16 protein-coding genes are annotated in these 19336 nt (G+C 54.5%); 2 read left to right on the top strand and 14 right to left on the bottom strand.

The genetic code is table 11. The annotated features are described in order from the left end of the window. Positions 1-13: 13 nt before the first annotated feature. The 13 genes from wzyE to trxA all read right to left on the bottom strand — a co-directional run bounded on the left by wzyE (position 14) and on the right by trxA (position 14228). Entirely contained in the window at positions 14-1357 is a 1344-nt protein-coding gene (gene wzyE / locus FD744_RS15950; RefSeq protein WP_160868700.1) for an ECA oligosaccharide polymerase, read from the bottom strand. Further along, positions 1354-2424: a TDP-N-acetylfucosamine:lipid II N-acetylfucosaminyltransferase gene (locus FD744_RS15945; RefSeq protein ID WP_160868699.1), complete on the bottom strand. Its 1071-nt coding sequence runs from the start codon at positions 2422-2424 to the stop codon at positions 1354-1356. Before FD744_RS15945 ends, wzyE begins: the two co-directional genes overlap by 4 nt. Continuing rightward, positions 2421-3674 (bottom strand): lipid III flippase WzxE, encoded by a 1254-nt coding sequence (gene wzxE, locus FD744_RS15940; RefSeq protein ID WP_160868698.1) that lies wholly within the window; start codon positions 3672-3674, stop codon positions 2421-2423. The genes FD744_RS15945 and wzxE overlap by 4 nt, the downstream gene beginning before the upstream one ends. After that, positions 3674-4804 (bottom strand): dTDP-4-amino-4,6-dideoxygalactose transaminase, encoded by a 1131-nt coding sequence (gene rffA, locus FD744_RS15935; RefSeq protein ID WP_160868697.1) that lies wholly within the window; start codon positions 4802-4804, stop codon positions 3674-3676. Before rffA ends, wzxE begins: the two co-directional genes overlap by 1 nt. Continuing rightward, positions 4801-5499 (bottom strand): dTDP-4-amino-4,6-dideoxy-D-galactose acyltransferase, encoded by a 699-nt coding sequence (gene rffC / locus FD744_RS15930; protein WP_034827844.1) that lies wholly within the window; start codon positions 5497-5499, stop codon positions 4801-4803. The genes rffA and rffC overlap by 4 nt, the downstream gene beginning before the upstream one ends. Then, positions 5477-6358, bottom strand: coding sequence for a glucose-1-phosphate thymidylyltransferase RfbA (gene rfbA, locus FD744_RS15925; RefSeq protein ID WP_160868696.1), 882 nt, complete (start codon positions 6356-6358; stop codon positions 5477-5479). The genes rffC and rfbA overlap by 23 nt, the downstream gene beginning before the upstream one ends. 23 nt (positions 6359-6381) lie before the next feature. Continuing rightward, the gene (gene rffG / locus FD744_RS15920; protein ID WP_160868695.1) at positions 6382-7458 is read right to left on the bottom strand and encodes a dTDP-glucose 4,6-dehydratase; all 1077 of its coding nucleotides are present in this window, start codon (positions 7456-7458) and stop codon (positions 6382-6384) included. Beyond that, a complete protein-coding gene (gene wecC / locus FD744_RS15915) occupies positions 7455-8714 on the bottom strand; it encodes a UDP-N-acetyl-D-mannosamine dehydrogenase (protein ID WP_160868694.1) in 1260 nt (419 codons plus the stop codon). Before wecC ends, rffG begins: the two co-directional genes overlap by 4 nt. A 2-nt stretch (positions 8715-8716) precedes the next feature. Next, on the bottom strand, positions 8717-9841 hold the full coding sequence (wecB, locus tag FD744_RS15910) for a non-hydrolyzing UDP-N-acetylglucosamine 2-epimerase (RefSeq protein ID WP_160868693.1): 1125 nt from the start codon (positions 9839-9841) through the stop codon (positions 8717-8719). Positions 9842-9851: 10 nt separating this feature from the next. Continuing rightward, positions 9852-10901, bottom strand: coding sequence for an ECA polysaccharide chain length modulation protein (gene wzzE / locus FD744_RS15905; RefSeq protein ID WP_160868692.1), 1050 nt, complete (start codon positions 10899-10901; stop codon positions 9852-9854). A 36-nt stretch (positions 10902-10937) separates the two neighbouring features. Next, positions 10938-12014 (bottom strand): UDP-N-acetylglucosamine--undecaprenyl-phosphate N-acetylglucosaminephosphotransferase, encoded by a 1077-nt coding sequence (gene wecA / locus FD744_RS15900; protein ID WP_034827962.1) that lies wholly within the window; start codon positions 12012-12014, stop codon positions 10938-10940. A 278-nt stretch (positions 12015-12292) separates the two neighbouring features. Continuing rightward, positions 12293-13552 carry a transcription termination factor Rho gene (gene rho, locus FD744_RS15895; RefSeq protein ID WP_034827837.1) on the bottom strand — a complete coding sequence of 420 codons (1260 nt, stop codon included), beginning with the start codon at positions 13550-13552 and terminating at the stop codon, positions 12293-12295. Between the two features lie 343 nt (positions 13553-13895). Further along, positions 13896-14228 carry a thioredoxin TrxA gene (gene trxA, locus FD744_RS15890; RefSeq protein WP_003851963.1) on the bottom strand — a complete coding sequence of 111 codons (333 nt, stop codon included), beginning with the start codon at positions 14226-14228 and terminating at the stop codon, positions 13896-13898. Between the two features lie 116 nt (positions 14229-14344). On the opposite strand from trxA, the gene rhlB reads away from it, so the two are divergent. Both rhlB and gppA read left to right on the top strand, forming a co-directional pair. Beyond that, entirely contained in the window at positions 14345-15640 is a 1296-nt protein-coding gene (rhlB, locus tag FD744_RS15885; RefSeq protein WP_038643814.1) for an ATP-dependent RNA helicase RhlB, read from the top strand. A 7-nt stretch (positions 15641-15647) separates the two neighbouring features. Further along, positions 15648-17132 (top strand): guanosine-5'-triphosphate,3'-diphosphate diphosphatase, encoded by a 1485-nt coding sequence (gppA, locus tag FD744_RS15880; protein WP_097118507.1) that lies wholly within the window; start codon positions 15648-15650, stop codon positions 17130-17132. A 158-nt stretch (positions 17133-17290) separates the two neighbouring features. Here the strand turns inward: gppA and rep are convergent, their stop codons facing one another. Beyond that, positions 17291-19312 (bottom strand): DNA helicase Rep, encoded by a 2022-nt coding sequence (gene rep, locus FD744_RS15875; protein ID WP_160868691.1) that lies wholly within the window; start codon positions 19310-19312, stop codon positions 17291-17293. Between the last annotated feature and the right edge of the window lie 24 nt (positions 19313-19336).

Here is a 19336-nt window from a genome sequence, read left to right as displayed (position 1 = left end):
ATGTTCCCAAAGGTTAAGACAGGCTGTGAACCACCGGCTCGCTACGTGAGCGAATTAAACCCGCGCGCGCTAACAGCCAGTACAGCAATTTAGCCACCGCCATGCAGGCAGCAAAAATAATGCAAAAGAACACCACGCGCGAACCGAAAGCATCCAGCCCTTCACGCGCCAGCACGATCATATTGAAGACCGCACCGAAGCAAAAGCTCTGCAGAATCGCCCCGCTATAGCGGTTTGAAGCATCACGGCCTTGCAGATAGAGGTTATCGAACCCTTTCATCAGCCAGCCGACGGCAATCGCGCCCAGCGGAATAAACCACACGCCGCCCATCACCAGCAGCGAGCCCAGCAGCGTCGGCGAAATCGCCAGTCCTGAATGGTTGTTCAGCACTTCCCAGGTAAAGTAATTGGCGCTGTTGAGCACAATCGATGGACGGCCAGGCCAGAGCCAGCTCGGGATAAAGACATAAAAGTCACGCCAGATCGGTGCTAAGCCCTGGAAATCAATTTTGTCGTAGTTCTGCAACAACAGCGCGAGGTTTTCCCAGGGGGAGAAGGTATCACGCGTTAAATACAGGAAGGTGTAAAACGCTTCATCGCCCACCACATCGAGGTTATAGCGCCGCAGCGCCAGCCAGAACATACCCGCAATCGCCATCACGCCTGCGCCCACCAGCATCCACAAGGTGATCCAGCCGCGCGTAATGCCGATGAACAGGAACAGGGCGAAGGCGATGATGATATTGGCGCGCGTCCCGCCCACCAGTGCATAGGTCAGCAAACCAAACGCCACCGACACCAGCAAAAACCACAGCCATTGACGCTGCGTTGGGTTGAGGAAATAGCGGATCAGCATCGCCGGAATAAAGAAGTAAAAGAAGCGTTTAAGCGCCACGCCAGAGACTTCACTGGAGAAAATCTGGTTATACGCAGAGAGTCGGAACAACAGTAACCCGTTGTGCATGAAGAACACCGTGACCGTGCCAATCGCCACCAGCGCCAGTAACAGGCAGGTAAGATGGGTTTCGACTCGGTTCATCTGCAACCAGGGTTTGCGCGGTGCAGCGTTGATCGGCCTCAACCGGACTTTATAACTGACGTAATAAATCGCATAAAAACTGGTCGCGGCCAGCAACGCCTGTAACAGGTACTCCGGCGGCACCACTTCAACATTAAAGCGGAATACCAGCACACTGGTGAGGGGGAACCCGAAATAAAAGGTCAGTAAAAAAAGGATGGTGAAGAACAGGTGGAAGTTAAAACGCACCCGTTTAAATTCCCGCCAGGTCAGCGTCAAAATGAAACCTAGCGAGAACAGATAAACCACCAGCAGACCACTAAACTGCATCAGGCTCATGTTCTCTCCCTTTCACTCAGGCTCAACGCGTTGCGCCAGCCAGCCAGATAACCAGGGGCGAAAAAGGCAATCGCGGATTTATCACACTGTGCCAGCTGACGCTGAGCTTCAGCCACACTCGACGCATCCAGTGCATCTTCACTAAAAAGAACCGGCAACCCTTGTTCGCTGAGGTCGCGCCAGAAGGGATTTTTTCGGTTCAGCACAAAGGGAATGTTGGCCTGAATCAGCAAACATAACGTGCCAATACCCTGTTGACGTTCGAACATAAAATAGCCGAGCTGGCATTCACTGAGCAATTGCAGATAGGTGTCAAAATCTATCTTGTCTCGCAACAAGGTCACCTGACCTTGCGGAAACAGACGCTGTACGGCCACGCTGATCTCGTCAATGTATGCCTGATTGTTTTCCGGGTAGCCCAGCGGGATCAGTATTTTCACCCGATCGCCAAACTGTGCTCGAATCGCCTGCAAGCCTTCAATATGGTTGTTGCTGCGATCGCCTGAGTTACCCAACAGCACGGTGAAATCACCGCTCGTGCTACCGCCCGGCACTGCGGCATCGGGCATGCGTGTTGGGAAATAGAGCAGTGAAGTGGGCACACGCGGATGGCGTTGTTGAAAAAAGTGCAAATCCCCACGCGTTGCGAACACGTGAGCAATGCGACGCTGTGCCAGGCGGCGCAGCAGATAAAACAACTGATACTTCAGGCCACGCCCTTCTTCATACAAATCAGCGCCCCAGATATGCCAGAACGCCTGCTCACGCCGTAATTTACCGCTGAGCAAAGCCAGCCAGATTTGCGGATTAAACTGTCCATGAAAGAAGAAGCGTTGCGTACGATCAGCCGCACGGGACATTACCGCCTGTGCAAGTGCGCGCTTGCTGGGATAGCTTTCGATTTGCAGCGCGGTATAGGCTTGCATCGCTTCAGGCGTTGAAGTCACCACCATAAACTGGCGCGGTCCAGCACCCGGCAATTCGGTGCTCATCACCTCATTAAAGAAGCGCAACACCGTATGGTTATGATGTGGGATATCCGATCCCAGCACGTGAAATAAAGTCATTTTTTTCGGCAATAAATCATAAAGGCGCCACAGCAAAGGGCGAAGTAGAGCACGTAAGTCGCCATATAGGCTTGTGCGGCTCCGGCGGTTCCATGTAATGGAATCAGCCAATGTGAGAACGCGGTTAACAGCACAAACTGGCTGATTTCCGTCAAAATATAAAAGCGCAGTGAAGCTTTAGCGATCACCAGATATCCGAAAACATAGGCGCCAACTTTAAAGACGTCACCGCATAACTGCCAGATAAACAGGTCCCGCATCGCGGTAAACTGCGGTGAAAACAGCAGCCAGATGGCAATGTCACGCAGTAACCACACGCAGAAACTCGCAGCCGCCACTGCAGGTAACACAAAACGCAGCGCACGCCCAATTTCACGCGCAATCTGCGGCTTACTTTCCAGTCGCGCCAGCGTCGGCAGTAACCAGACACTAAAAGTCGCCGTGATAAATTGCAGATAGGCATCGGAAATACTGGTCACACCCTGCCACAGGCCTACCTGCGCCCACCCCTGCTGTTCGGCCAGCAGATTACGCATCATCACCCACGCCACTGGCAGGGTCACGGAGGTGATAAGCGCCATCAGGGTGAATTTTGCCAGATTTCGCGCCAAATCCGGCTGCCAGCTCGGTGTTAACCAGCGCAGTGGCAGCACCTGACGATGACGGCGCAGCATCAGCAGTGCCGGAAACACCAACAGTGCAGGCACTAGCGCTAAGCCGACTAACGCTCCGGCATATCCACCCAGCCACCAGCACAACACATAACCCAGCACGCCCACCAGACTACCGATAATCAGCGCCAGCGCATTGCCGCGCGCATCGCGAAACCCCTTGAGCAAGGCCAGCGTCAGATTGGCCCAGGCAATGCCAAACTGCAGAAAAGCCACGATGCGCACCACGTTGGCATAGTCGTCGTGACCAAATAGCGCATGGCTAATCGGCCCCGCTGCCAGCAAGAACACCAGCGCCACCAGCGTGGAGAAGCCGATCACCATGGTGGATGCCGTACCCGTCACGGCACGCAGTTGCTCAGGTTGCTGCTGAAATTGCGCGATGTAGGTGGTCACGCCGTTGAAAATGCCCGCGCCGGCCAATACACCTAATACGGTAATCATCTGGCGAAAGTTACCGGCCTGGCCAACCCCTTCTGGCCCAAAGCTGACCGCCAGCAGTTTCACCACCAGCAGTCCGGCAATGATTTTTACCAACGTCGATGAGGCCGTCCAGACTGAAGCTTTGGCTAACGACATCAGGCAAAGAAACTCAACAGCGAGCTGATAACGGTGCGCTGATTGTTATCCGACAGGTTATAAAACAGCGGCAGGCGCAGCAGGCGCTCACTCTCTTTGGTGGTGAAGCGGTCATCACCGTGGAAGCGACCAAAACGTTCACCGGCTGGCGAAGAGTGCAAGGGGATGTAGTGGAACACCGTGAGGATTTCCGCCTCTTTCATCCAGTTAATCAGTGCCTGACGGTCGTCGCTGTCGCGCAGTTTGATGTAAAACATGTGCGCATTGTGGCGGCAGTTTTCCGGCACCACCGGCAAGGCAATGCGTCCCGCCGCCGCCAGCGGTTGCAGCGCATCATAATAGCGCTGCCACAGGCGCAAACGCTGCTGGTTAATACGCTCAGCCGCTTCGAGTTGCGCCCACAGGTAGGCAGCCTGCAGATCCGCCATCAAATAGCTCGAACCGATATCGCGCCAGGTGTATTTATCCACCTGGCCACGGAAGAACTGGCTGCGGTTAGTGCCCTTTTCGCGGATGATCTCTGCACGCTCCACCAGCTTCGCGTCATTTATCAGCGTTGCTCCACCTTCACCGCCAGCGGTGTAGTTTTTGGTTTCATGGAAGCTAAAGCAACCAATATGACCAATCGTGCCGAGCGCACGCCCCTTGTACTGCGACATCACGCCCTGCGCCGCATCTTCAATCACAAATAATTGATGCTTCGCCGCCAGCGCCATAATGCTATCCATCTCGCAGGCGACGCCCGCGTAGTGCACCGGCACAATCGCACGGGTTTTCTCAGTGATCGCGGCTTCAATCAACGTTTCATCGATATTCAGCGTATCGGGGCGCACATCGACGAACACGATCACAGCACCGCGCAGCACGAAGGCATTGGCGGTGGAAACAAAGGTGTAGCTCGGCATGATCACTTCATCGCCGGGCTGGATATCGATTAACAGCGCGGCCATTTCCAGTGAGGCGGTGCAGGATGGCGTCAGCAGCACCTTTTTGCTGCCAAAATGCTGCTCCATCCACTGCTGACAGCGGCGGGTAAATCCACCGTCACCGCAGAGTTTGCCGCTCGCCATCGCCGACTGCATATATTCAAGTTCACTGCCCACGACTGGCGGCGCATTAAATGGGATCATGTAGCTGTCCTGTAAAACCAGTAGGCGGTGCTTTCAAGGCGAGCACCGCTGCGTAAATAGAGGCGCATCGCCGTAAGATTGCTAAGCTGGGTCGCGACGCGCAGTCGTTCAAGTTGCCGCACGCGGCCCCAATCCGCTGCCGCCAACAGCAAGCGTTGACCAATGCCCTGCCCTTGCGCTGCGGGTAGCACGGCGAGCAGGCCAATACGCGCATCACCGTTCACTTCACGCATCGAGACATAGCCTTGTAATTGGCCGGATTCGTCGCTGGCCACCAGGCATTGGTGATCAAAGGTGCCGCGTACCGCGTTTTCAATCCACTGCGCATAGAAACGACCGCTGTCATCGGCGTTAAACCAGGGGGCACGAAAACGGCTTTGGCGAAAGGCATGCGATGCCGCCTCACGCAATGCCGGGATCTGTGCTTCACGCGCTATGCGCACGCCAACCTGGCGCTCGGTGCGTTTGATATTGATGGCCAGATCGGCCTCACCTTCCACCAACTGAAAACCGTGCTGGCTTAAGGCATCAATGGCGTCGGTGCGCTCGGCGGGCACTTTGGCCTGCCACAACGTATCTGGCTGTTGCAGCGCGTCGGCAAGGGTGAAGTCGCCATCCAGGTCGATACGCGCGCTGTTCACGCCAAAGAAATCGCTTTCCCACTCAAGGGGGTTAATACTGACGCGGACGGGCATGGAGAACATCCATCAGGTATTGGCCGTAGCCAGTTTTGGTCAACGCTTGCGCCGCCGCCAGCAACTGTTCGTCACTTAGCCAACCGTTGCGCCACGCAATCTCTTCCAGACAGGCAATTTTAAAGCCCTGACGTTTCTCCACGGTCTGAACAAACATACTCGCTTCAATCAGACTGTCGTGTGTACCGGTATCCAGCCAGGCAAAACCTCGTCCCAGCAACTCGACAGAGAGTTCACCCTGCTCAAGATACATCTGGTTAATCGCGGTGATTTCCAGCTCGCCCCGTGCAGAAGGCTGCACCTGTTTGGCAAACTCCACCACGCGATTGTCGTAGAAGTAGAGGCCGGTTACCGCCCAACGTGATTTAGGTTGCTGCGGCTTCTCCTCAATGGAAAGCGCATTGAAGTCGTCATCAAACTCCACCACACCAAACCGCTCGGGATCCATCACCTGATAGGCAAACACCGTCGCACCGCTACTGCGCGCAGCTACTTTTATCAGTTTCGGACTGAAGCCCTGGCCAAAATAGAGGTTGTCGCCCAGCACCAGACAGCAGCTGTCATTGCCAATGAAGGACTCACCAATGATAAACGCCTGCGCCAGACCATCGGGGCTGGGTTGCTCAGCATACTCTAGCTGCAGGCCGAACTCGCTGCCATCACCGAGCAAACGCGCGAAGTGCGCGCGATCTTCCGGCGTGGTGATAATCAGGACCTCGCGGATCCCCGCCAGCATCAGCACCGACAGCGGATAGTAGATCATCGGTTTGTCGTAAACTGGCAGTAGCTGCTTTGAGATAGCGCGAGTAATAGGGTGCAAACGCGTGCCCGAACCGCCCGCCAGGATGATACCTTTCATCGTTGCTGCTCCTGTATTGCGCCTCAGCGCGGCGTGGTTAAACCCAACCGCTCGCCACGATAGCTACCGTTGAGAATCGCCTGCCACCACTGTGGGTTTGCCAAATACCACTGCACGGTTTTGCGAATGCCACTTTCGAAGGTTTCCTGCGGCGTCCAGCCTAACTCACGCGCAATTTTGCTGGCGTCGATGGCGTAACGCAGATCGTGACCGGGACGATCGGTGACAAAAGTGATCAGATCTCGATAGCGCGTCAGATGCGTGGCGCGCTGCTGCGGTGCCAGTTCGTCCAGCAGATCGCACAGGGTTTCCACCACCTCAATATTACGGCGTTCGTTGTGACCACCAATATTATAGGTTTCACCCACTTTGCCGCTGCTCACCACACTGTAGAGTGCTCGCGCATGATCCTCTACATACAGCCAATCGCGAATCTGGCTGCCGTTGCCATACACCGGCAAAGGCTTACCCGCCAACGCATTGATGATAGTCAGTGGAATCAATTTTTCAGGAAAGTGATAAGGGCCATAATTGTTCGAACAGTTGGTGACGATGATCGGCAAGCCGTAAGTGCGTAACCAGGCGCGAACCAAATGATCGCTGCTGGCTTTCGTCGCTGAATAAGGGCTGCTGGGCGCATACGGCGTGGTTTCGGTAAAGAAATCATCGCTGCCATGCAAATCGCCAAACACTTCGTCAGTGGAAATGTGATGGAAGATAAAGCCTTTTTTACGCTCATCCGCCATACCATTCCAGTAATGGCGTGCGGCTTCCAGTAACTGATAGGTGCCCACGATATTGGTTTCGATGAAGGCAATCGGGCCATCAATCGAGCGATCCACATGGCTTTCTGCGGCCAGATGCATAATGCAATCCGGTTGATATTGGGCCATGACACGATCCAGTTCGGCTCGGTCGCAAATATCCACCTGCTCAAAGGCATAGCGCGCATCATTCTGTATTGGAGCCAGAGAGGCTAAGTTGCCTGCGTAGCTGAGTTTATCCACCACCACCACCTGATGGTCGGTTTGCTCAATCAGAAATCGCACCAGTGCGGAACCAATAAAGCCTGCGCCACCTGTCACCAGGAACTGTTTCATCGCCAGACACCTTTGGTATCGATAATCCACTGCTGCGTGATCTCGCTGGCATCGATCGCACGGAACGGCGCGTGATCCACCAGCATCACGATGATATCAGCCTGCTGCAACGCATCCTCAGTGGAAACCAGTGTTGCTTCATTTGCCAGTCGCGCAGGAATGTCTGCCACATGCGGTTCAACCACCAGCGTGCGACCGCTGTGCCACTCGGCAATCAGGTGCGCCACTGTCATTGCCGGGCTTTCACGCAAATCATCAATGTTCGGTTTAAACGCCAGGCCGAAGCAGGCAATCGTCACCTCAGAAGCACGTTTGCCGCTGGCAGTCAGGCAATCCGCCAACTGCTGTTTGACCTGATCTAACACCCACGTCGGTTTCGCATCATTCACTTCACGCGCGGTACGAATCAGACGCGCCAGTTCCGGATTTTGCGCCACGATAAACCAGGGATCGACAGCGATACAGTGGCCGCCAACGCCTGGTCCGGGCTGCAGAATGTTGACGCGTGGATGGCGGTTCGCCAGCGCAATCAACTCCCACACGTTGATCTTCTGTTCCGCACAAATCAGCGATAGCTCATTGGCAAACGCAATATTCACATCGCGGAAGCTGTTCTCAGTGAGTTTGCACATCTCGGCAGTACGCGCGTTGGTTTCCACACATTCGCCGCGCAGGAAGATGCGATACAGTTCGCTGGCCCGTGCTGAGCACGCAGGCGTCATGCCGCCAATCACACGGTCATTTTCCAGCAGCTCTACCATCACTTTGCCGGGCAGCACGCGCTCCGGGCAGTAAGCGATAAACACGTCACAGTTATCACCGTGCTGCGGGAAACGCAGGTCAGGACGTGCCTCCGCCAGCCAGGCGGCCATCTGTTCGGTCGCGCCAACCGGTGAAGTCGATTCGAGGATCACCAAATCGCCCGTTTTCAGCACCGTTGCAATCGACAACGCGGCTGCCTGTACGTAGCTCAGATCCGGCTGATGATCGCCGATAAACGGCGTGGGCACAGCAATCAGGAAGGCATCCGCAGCTTCGGCTTCCGTGGTGGCGCGCAGATGTCCTGCCTGAACGGCGTCGCGCACCACGTCACTCAGCTCCGGCTCAACAATGTGAATGTCGCCGCGATTAATGGTCTCGACCGCGCGGACATTGATATCCACGCCGATCACTTTTTTTCCCTTTGAGGCAAAAACGGCCGCCGTTGGCAGCCCAATGTAGCCCAGTCCGATAACGGAAATGGTTTCAAAACGCATAATTATACTCTGTGTTGTTTCAGTGCCTGCAGGATGCGCGAGCAGGCTTGTCCATCGCCATACGGATTGTGCGCGCGACTCATCCTCTGCCAGGCTTCCTCGTCCTGCAGCAGCAGGCTGACTTCTTCGACAATCCGGTTGATATCGGTACCGACCAGTTTTACTGTGCCCGCATCCACCGCTTCCGGACGCTCAGTCGTATCACGCATGACCAAAACCGGTTTGCCCAATGATGGCGCTTCTTCCTGAATACCACCGGAATCGGTGAGGATCAGCCAGGAACGGTTCATCAGCCAGACAAACGGCAAATACTCCTGTGGCTCAATCAAAATGATATTGTCGATCCCACTCAGGATACGATTTACTGGCTCACTGACGTTGGGATTGAGGTGCACCGGATAGACGATTTGCGCCTGCGGATGCTGACGTGCAATCTGCGCCAGCGCGCTGCAAATGCGTTCGAAACCGCCGCCAAAGCTTTCACGGCGATGGCCGGTGACCAGAATCAGTTTTTTATCCGCATCAAGGAACGGGTAACGTGCTGCAAGACGTGCATTCAGATCGCCATCATCCAGCACCCGATCGCGCACCCATAGCAGCGCATCAATCACCGTATTGCCGGTAACAACGATACAGTAATCCGGCAAATTTTCACGCAGCAGATTCTGCCGCGAACTCTCGGTTGGGGTGAAATGGTAGCTCGCCAGATGACCGGTTAAGGTGCGGTTAGCCTCTTCCGGCCAGGGCGACATCAGGTTGCCGGTGCGCAATCCTGCTTCGACGTGCCCCACCGGAATCTGATGATAAAAAGCGGCTAAGCTAGCAGCAAAAGTGGTGGTGGTATCACCGTGCACCAGCACCACATCGGGCTGAAAATCGGCGAGCACCGTTTTCATCCCCTGCAAAATGCGGCTGGTGATCTCCGTCAGCCCCTGTTCCGGGCGCATGATATTGAGATCGTAATCAGGCTGCAGCTTGAACAGCCGCAGCACCTGATCGAGCATTTCACGATGCTGCGCGGTCACGCACAAGCGCGATTCAAACGCCGGGTCCTGCGCCAGTGCCTGCACCAGCGGGGCCATTTTTATCGCCTCAGGACGCGTGCCAAATACGGTCAGAACTTTCACGTGGCTTCTCTTAATGGCTCGTTGGTGACGTCGGACGAGGACGGCGCACCAGCGCCACACCTGCACCCACCAGCGCGCCAATGACGCCCCACATGATCATCATAAACATTCGGCGCGGACTGTCGCGCGACACCGGCTCTTCAGGCGTACGCAGATAGCGGTAAGTCTGGAATGGCTTATCCAACTGCGCGCCTGCCTGCAACGTGCCCAGCATCGCTCTGTTCTGATCATAGCTCAAATCGTAAGCGGGCCCGCTGGCCTGCAATGTATCGAGCTGAGCCTGCAGCATTTGCTGCCCGAGCAGGAAGCGATCGCTGTCAGGCAGCGCTTCGCCAATGGCCGGTGCACGGTTTTCTTTGATGCCCTGCTGACTAGCAACCTTTAAGGCCTGTTCAATACGTTGACGCTGGCGATCAAACACCGCCTGTGCCACTTCCTGCTGACGGGTAACCTGCGCTTGCAGCTGCGCACTGCGCGCCTGCCATGCACCCTTCAATTCCGCATTCAAATGGCGCGCCGCGCGTTCGCTGGCATAGGCGATATATTGGCGCAGCAGGTTATTCGCGTCGCCGGCGGTTTCGGCAATCAGCTTAATGTTATCCAGCGTGTTATGCGCCGCATCCGCTGGTGTGAACTGGATATTGGTAATCAAATCATCCAGCAGTGCTGCATCGTTGTGTGTATTGCCACTTTTGCGACTTTTGTAGTAATCGGTCTGCTGCCAGAAGTCACGGCGCGTGTCCCAGGAGGCCAGTTGCATAGTGAACTCCTGATAGACCTCATCCATCACTGTTGGGGCGGGTGTGTTGAGATTGAGCGTGTTGTTACGCACATCGAGGTTATTGAGGAATTGCTGCTGCACGAAGAAGTCACCCAGCATGTTAACCGTTGGACGATCGGTAACGGCGGTGGTGCTCCAGGCTTGCTTCATCAGCATCGAGGCGAGCCAAGCCAATAAGGCAAACAGCAGCGCAAAGCCGATGATCCAGCGCTTACCGCGCCACAGCGTGCAGCCAAGGCCGCGCACATCCAGTTCGTTCTCCACAACGACAGAGGTCATAACAAAAGTCCTTATCGGGGTACTGATCGGGGTAATTTATTTTTTATCTTCGCCACTGCTTTGCCAGCGGCGTTTAATACGACGGATTTTGCGCGCCACACGCCAGGCGTGTTTCAGGCAATAGCCGTAAAGGAAAAAGGCCATCAGGAACAGCACCAGCATCACCCACTCGGGGATGAAGGCAAGGTATTCGCCCAGCACACCAATACCGGCCAACAGCGCTGCAGCCACGGTAATCAGCACAAAGGCCTGACGCGAAGTGAAACCGGCACGCATGATCAAATGGTGAATGTGCTGGCGGTCAGCTGAAAACGGACTCATCCCCTTACGCAGGCGGCGATACATAATCGCCACCATGTCCATCAGCGGAATGGCGATCAGCCACAGTGCCGTGACCGGCGTAATCGGATGGCTCAGGCCCTGGGTGGTTTCCAGCAGGATCCAGATAATGGTGAAGCCAATCATGGTGCTGCCGGCGTCGCCCATAAACACTTTGTAGCGGCGACCAATCAGACCCAGATTGAGCAAAATATAGGGGATGGTGGCGGCGATCATGGCGAAACACCACATCGCAAGACTGGTTTGCCCGTCGAAAAAGAGGATGATGCCCATGGCGGCAAAGGTCACACTGGCCAGCCCACCCAGTAAGCCATCAATGCCATCCACCATGTTAAAGGCGTTAATGGCCGCCCAAACGGCGAACAGTGTAAGTACGTAGCCAAATGGCCCAACAACCAATTCCACCGGACCAATGATAAATCCGAGGCTCAGCAGATACAGTTTTGAGCCGACCATCATCACGATGGCCACCGCCGCTTGTACTAATGCGCGGATTTTAACGCTGATATCGAACCGATCGTCCAGTGCACCCACCAGCACCAGCACCCCTGCGCAACTTAAATAGAGTGCCGCATGGGGTAAATAATAATCTGAAATAGCGAAAGCAAAGCAAATCCCCGCATAAACGGAGATCCCACCCACTAACGGAATGGCGCCATGGTGTCGTTTTCTTGAATTAGGTGTGTCTACCAGCCCAATTTTTTTAGCGGCTTTACGGGCAAAAAATAGGAACACTAAAGTAAACAGAAAAACAAAACCAAGCTCAGTACTCATAGTGAGTAAATTCACGTTAACGCTCTCAGCTAAAATCATCGACAACAATAAGCAAGATTCTTGCCATTGCCGTATATCCTTTGTCCGAATTCTGCCTGGGAAAAATCTTATTGCTGAAAAAATCAGCACCTTTCTGGCACAATCATCATATTGCTTCCTGACTGGGCTAATCCTAATGCCCATAAATGAAAAACGCCACGTTAAGACGTGGCGTTAGCAATAAATCCTGGCAAATTGTGCGACCGAATCGCTTCGCTTAGCGATTCAATATCGCCAACTTACGAACGCTTCATCATATCGAAGAATTCGTCGTTGGTTTTGGTCATCGCCAGCTTATTGATGAGGAACTCCATCGCATCAATTTCACCCATTGGATGGATGATTTTGCGCAGGATCCACATTTTCTGCAGCTCTTCCTGCGTGGTGAGGAGTTCTTCTTTACGGGTACCGGAGCGGTTGTAATCAATCGCTGGGAAGACACGTTTTTCAGCAATTTTACGCGACAGGTGCAGTTCCATGTTACCTGTACCTTTAAATTCTTCGTAAATCACTTCGTCCATCTTCGAACCGGTATCAACCAGCGCAGTCGCGATGATGGTCAGGCTGCCGCCCTCTTCCACGTTACGTGCTGCACCGAAGAAACGCTTCGGACGATGCAGGGCGTTGGCGTCCACACCACCGGTCAATACTTTACCGGAAGCCGGTACCACGGTGTTGTAAGCACGCGCCAGACGGGTGATAGAGTCAAGCAGGATAATAACGTCTTTCTTATGCTCGACCAGGCGCTTAGCCTTCTCGATCACCATCTCAGCGACCTGAACGTGGCGTGAAGCCGGTTCGTCGAAGGTGGATGCGATGACTTCGCCTTTCACCAGACGCTGCATCTCGGTCACTTCTTCCGGACGCTCGTCAATCAGCAGCACCATCAGCACGCAATCCGGATAGTTGTACGCAATGCTCTGTGCGATGTTCTGCAGCAGCATGGTTTTACCGGCTTTCGGTGGCGCCACGATCAGACCACGCTGACCGCGACCGATCGGCGATGCCAGATCCAGTACGCGAGCGGTCAAATCTTCGGTTGAGCCATTACCGCGCTCCATACGCAGACGATTGTTTGCGTGCAGTGGCGTGAGGTTTTCGAACAGAATCTTATTACGCGCGTTTTCCGGCTTGTCGTAGTTAACTTCGTTAACTTTCAACAGCGCAAAGTAACGTTCACCCTCTTTTGGCGGGCGAATTTTACCAGAAATGGTGTCACCAGTGCGGAGGTTGAAGCGGCGGATTTGGCTGGGAGAAACGTAGATATCATCGGGACCGGCGAGGTAGGAGCTGTCTCCAGAGCGGAGGAAACCAAATCCGTCCTGCAATATCTCCAGCACACCATCACCAAAGATGTCTTCGCCACTTTTCGCATGCTGTTTAAGGATAGAGAAAATAATATCCTGTTTACGCATACGTGCCTGGTTTTCCAGACCCATATTTTCGCCGAGGGTAATCAGCTCAGAAACCGGCGTGTTCTTTAATTCGGTAAGATTCATAGTGAGGGTTCTTAAACTCGGGGTAATTCTCGAAATGATTGTCGTGGGTGGTATGGCAAAAATTCCATGCCGTTAATGGCTCTTTTTCAACTCTGCTCGACGATTATCGTCTGATGTGGCGATAGGAAACGAAGAGATGGTCGAAAGGTGATGCCGAATGTGCTAGTCATCAGATTGCCAAACCACGATAACGTTCAATGCGAGCAGGGTCTGACAAGGGAAAACTTTAGATGCAAACTACAAGGTAAGTGCGTAATGCAGTGAGGTCAACTTAACACGCCTGAAGGGAGACGTCCAGCAGTGGCGAAAAAATTCACCACTGCGGAACAACACCGCGCCGGGCTTAGGCCAGGTTAGCGTTCAGGAACTCTTTCAGCTGGCCTTTAGACAAGGCGCCTACTTTGGTCGCAGCCACTTCACCGTTCTTGAACAGCAGCAGTGTCGGGATACCACGAATGCCATATTTAGGCGCAGTGCCCGGGTTGTCATCAATGTTCAACTTGGCGATGGTAAGCTTACCGTCGTACTCTTCTGCGACTTCGTCGAGAATTGGGGCGATCATTTTGCAAGGACCACACCATTCAGCCCAGAAATCTACCAGAGTGACACCGTCGGCTTTCAGCACGTCAGTGTCGAAACTGTCATCGGTCAAGTGAACGATTTTATCGCTGCTCATGTTTAACTCCAAAGATTGTGCCTGGCGAATTGGCGTAAAATATACCAACGTAGGTTGACTTTATTTCATCGGATACGCTTTCGTAAAGCGCTAGTAAGCTGATATTCTACCACACTATGAGCAAAACACACTTAACTGAACAGAAGTTTTCCGACTTCGCCCTGCACCCACAGGTGGTTGAAGCCCTTGATACCAAAGGCTTTTCTAACTGCACGCCTATTCAGGCGTTGGCACTGCCTTTTGCGCTTTCAGGGCGTGATGTTGCGGGTCAGGCGCAAACCGGTACCGGCAAAACGATGGCGTTCCTGACGTCAACGTTTCATCATCTTCTTTCTCATCCAGCCGCTGAAGGCCGCCAGATTAATCAGCCACGTGCGCTGATCATGGCCCCGACGCGTGAACTTGCTGTGCAGATCCATGCCGATGCAGAGCCACTGTCGAAAGTCACGGGTCTGAAACTGGGTCTGGCTTATGGCGGTGACGGCTACGACAAACAGCTGAAAGTGTTGGCCGATGGCGTCGATATCCTGGTGGGCACCACCGGTCGCCTCATCGACTATGCGAAACAAAATCACATCAACCTCGGCGCCATTCAGGTCGTGGTTCTGGATGAAGCCGATCGCATGTTCGATCTTGGCTTTATTAAAGATATCCGTTGGTTGTTCCGCCGCATGCCGCCGGCCACCCAGCGTCTGAGCATGTTGTTCTCGGCGACCCTCTCTTACCGCGTACGTGAACTGGCGTTCGAACATATGAACAACGCTGAATACGTGGAAGTGGAACCGGAGCAGAAAACCGGCCACCGCATCAAAGAAGAACTTTTCTACCCTTCGAATGAAGAGAAGATGCGTCTGCTGCAAACCTTGATCGAAGAAGAGTGGCCCGACCGCGCCATCATCTTCGCCAACACCAAACACCGCTGTGAAGATATCTGGGGCCATCTGGCCGCGGACGGTCACCGTGTAGGTCTGCTGACGGGCGATGTGGCACAGAAAAAACGTCTGCGTATTCTGGATGACTTCACCAAAGGTGATGTGGATATTCTGGTCGCGACTGACGTTGCGGCGCGAGGTCTGCACATTCCTGCAGTGACCCACGTGTTCAACTACGATCTGCCTGACGACCGTGAAGACTACGTGCATCGCATCGGTCGTACCGGCCGCGCGGGTGCCAGCGGACATTCCATCAGCCTGGCGTGCGAAGAGTACGCACTGAACCTGCCAGCGATTGAAGAGTATATTGGTCACGGTATTCCGGTGAGTAAGTACAGCAGTGAAGCACTGATGAGTGAGCTGCCTCCGCCGAAACGTCTGCAGCGCAGCCGTTCTGGAAACGGCCCACGCCGTGGCGGGAACAACAGCAACCGTCGTAGCGGCGCGCCGCGCAATAACAACCGTAAACGTTCGAGTTAAGCACACCATGCTGAGCGCATCGTCACTTTATGCTGCGATTGATTTAGGCTCTAACAGCTTTCATATGTTGGTGGTGCGCGAAGTGTCCGGCAGTATTCAGACCATTGCGCGTATAAAGCGTAAGGTACGTCTGGCTGCCGGTCTGGACAAAGCCAATCACCTCTCCGCCGAGGCGATGCAGCGTGGCTGGCAATGTCTGAAACTCTTCTCTGAACAGCTGCAAGATATTCCCCCCGAGCAAATCCGCGTGGTCGCCACGGCTACGCTGCGTATTGCTGAAAATGCCCAGGACTTCCTGACTCACGCCGAAGAAATCCTTGGCTGCCCGGTGAATGTCATCAGCGGCGAGGAAGAAGCACGCCTGATTTATCAAGGTGTTGCCCACACTACCGGAGGCTCTGATCAGCGCCTGGTGGTGGATATCGGCGGCGGCAGCACCGAGCTGGTCACCGGCGAGGGTTCACACGCGACCACGTTGTTTAGTTTGTCGATGGGCTGCGTCACCTGGCTGGAACGCTACTTTGGCGATCGTCACCTGGCGAAAGAGAATTTCGAGCAGGCTGAATTAGCGGCCCGCGACATGATTCGTCCGGTCGCGGCGGCACTGCGCGAAAAAGGCTGGCAGATCTGCGTCGGTGCTTCTGGCACCGTGCAGGCACTGCAGGAAATTATGGTTGCGCAGGGCATGGATGAACGCATCACCCTGAGCAAGCTGCAGCAGCTAAAACAGCGTGCGATTCAGTGCGGCAAGCTGGAAGAGCTGGAAATCGAAGGATTGACACTCGAGCGCGCGCTGGTATTCCCCAGCGGCCTGTCGATTCTGATCGCTATCTTCCATGAACTTAGCATCGACAGCATGACGCTGGCCGGTGGCGCACTGCGTGAGGGGTTGGTGTACGGCATGCTGCATCTGCCGATTGACCGCGACATTCGTAGCCGCACGTTGCAAAACGTCCAGCGCCGCTTCTCTATCGATGTGGAGCAGGCAAGCCGCGTGCGTCAGCTGGCTGAAAGCTTTTTCCGCCAGGTGAGCACTGTCTGGAAGCTGGATAACCGATGTCGCGATCTGCTGCTGAGCGCCTGTTCAATTCACGAAATAGGCCTGAGCGTCGATTTCCGCCAGGCACCCCAGCACGCCGCTTACCTGATTCGCCATCTCGATCTTCCTGGTTTTACGCCCGCACAGAAAAAAATGCTCGCCTGCCTGCTGCAAAATCAAAGTGGCAGTATCGATCTCGCTTTACTGACGCAGCAGAACGCTGTGCCACCACGTATGGCGGAACGCTTAAGCCGTTTACTGCGTCTGGCGATTATTTTCTCCAGCCGTCGTCGCGATGACACGCTGCCTGCGGTTCGTTTACAGGCGGATGATGATGCGCTGCACCTGACACTCCCTGCTGGCTGGCTGGATGCGCATCCGCTGCGTGCCGAGTTGCTGGAACAAGAGAGTCATTACCAGTCTTATGTGCACTGGTTGCTGACTATCTCTTAATCAAACCTGCTGCGCTTGCTGATGCTGCGTTGAAAAGCTCCCGTCAAATGCTCATTGACGGCATGTGAACTCCGCTTTGCCGGGAACTTTTCGTCTTGCCTCCGCTACGCTCGCAACGGTTCTCGCTACAGGCCTGGCCTGAACGAACGGCGGGGGATTTACCCCTTCTTCGCATTCTCCAGCATCGCACGTAAGCCCGCGACGCGCGTCTGCCCGGTTTTCACCCGCTCCTCGGCGCTGATCACTTTTTTCTCGCGTTCCCACACCACATCATCCTGCGGCAGCTCCATCAGGAAGCGGCTCGGTTCCGGACGCACCAGTTCGCCATACTGACGACGTTCACGGCACAGGGTAAAGGTCAGCTCTTTTTGCGCGCGGGTAATGCCCACATAGGCCAGACGGCGTTCCTCTTCGATGTTGTTCTCATCAATGCTGCTCTGATGCGGTAACAACCCCTCTTCCATACCGACCAGATAAACATACGGGAACTCCAACCCTTTGGAGGCGTGCAAGGTCATCAGCTGCACCTGATCGCTCTCCTCATCGCTCTCACCGCGTTCCATCATGTCGCGCAGCGTGAAGCGCGTCACCACCTGCGCCAACGTCATCGGCTCATTGAGTTCGTCACCTTCCAGCATCTCGGTCATCCACTGGAACAGCGTGTTGACGTTTTTCATGCGCATTTCGGCGGCTTTGGGGCTTGGCGAGGTCTCAAATAGCCAGCTTTCGTAATCGACACCGCGAATCAGATCGCGTACCGCATTCACTGGCTCGCGCTCCGTCAGCTGAATAATCTCGTTAAGCCATTGGGTAAAGCGCTGCAGATGCTCCAGACCGCGCCCGCTCAGCGTCTGTTCCAGCCCCATATCGAAGCTGGCATTGAACAGACTTTTATTGCGCAGGTTGGCCCATTCACCCAGCTTTTGCAGCGTGGCGGGGCCAATCTCACGACGCGGTGTATTGACGATACGCAGGAAAGCACTGTCGTCTTCCTGATTGGTCAGTACGCGCAGATAGGCCAGCAAATCTTTGATTTCCGGGCGCGAGAAAAACGAGGTACCGCCAGAAATACGATAGGGGATACGGTTTTGCATCAGCTGCTTTTCAAAGACGCGTGACTGATGGTTACCGCGATAGAGAATCGCATAATCTTTGTAGGCGGTTTTATTAACGAAGTGATGGGCAATCAACTCACCGGCGACCCTCTCGGCCTCATGATCTTCATTGTTGGCACTCAACACCTTCAGCTCGCTGCCCTCACCCAGCTCGGAGAACAGGCGCTTCTCAAACACATGCGGATTATTGGCAATCAGGATGTTAGCTGACTTCAAAATGCGCTGGGTTGAGCGATAGTTCTGCTCCAGTTTCACCACTTCCAGCGTCGGAAAGTCCTCTTTCAGTAACACCAGGTTTTGCGGTCGTGCGCCACGCCAGGAGTAAATTGACTGGTCATCATCACCGACCACGGTGAAACGCGCCCGCGCGCCCACCAGCAGTTTCACCAGCTCATACTGGCTGGTGTTGGTATCCTGATACTCATCCACCAATAAATAGCGAATACGCTGCTGCCAACGCTCGCGCACTTCCTGATTGCGTTGCAGCAACAGCGTCGGCAGCGCAATCAAATCGTCGAAATCCAATACGTTGCAGGATTTCAGATGCTGGTCGTACAGCTGATAGCAGTGGGCAAAAATCTGGTCACGCTGGGATTTGGCCAGGCCAGCCGCACCCTGCGGATCGACCAGATCATTCTTCCAGTTGGAAATGGTGGAGATCAGCTGCTGCAACAGCGTTTTGTCTTCCTCCAGCCACTGTTTAGTGAGGTCTTTCAACAGCGCCAGCTGATCTTGATCGTCGAACAACGAGAAGCTCGCTTTCATGCCTAACGCTTTGTATTCACGTTTGATTATCTCCAGTCCCAACGTATGGAAGGTGGAGATCATCAGGCCACGCGCCTCTTTACGTCCAAGCGTTTGTGCGACACGCTCTTTCATCTCGCGCGAGGCTTTATTGGTGAAGGTGACGGCCGCGATATGGCGCGCCTGATAGCCACACTCGCGGATCAGGTGGGCGATTTTATTGGTGATGACGCGGGTCTTACCCGAGCCTGCACCGGCCAGCACCAGGCAGGGACCGGTGACAAATTCGACAGCACGTTGTTGGCCGGGGTTTAAACGCATAACGGAATATCACTCAACTAATGA

It is taken from the genome of Pantoea sp. Taur (assembly GCF_009830025.1).
GTDB lineage: Bacteria > Pseudomonadota > Gammaproteobacteria > Enterobacterales > Enterobacteriaceae > Pantoea > Pantoea communis.
The sequence above is the reverse complement of the archived record's forward strand: the minus strand, read 5'-3'. Positions and strand labels throughout refer to the sequence as shown.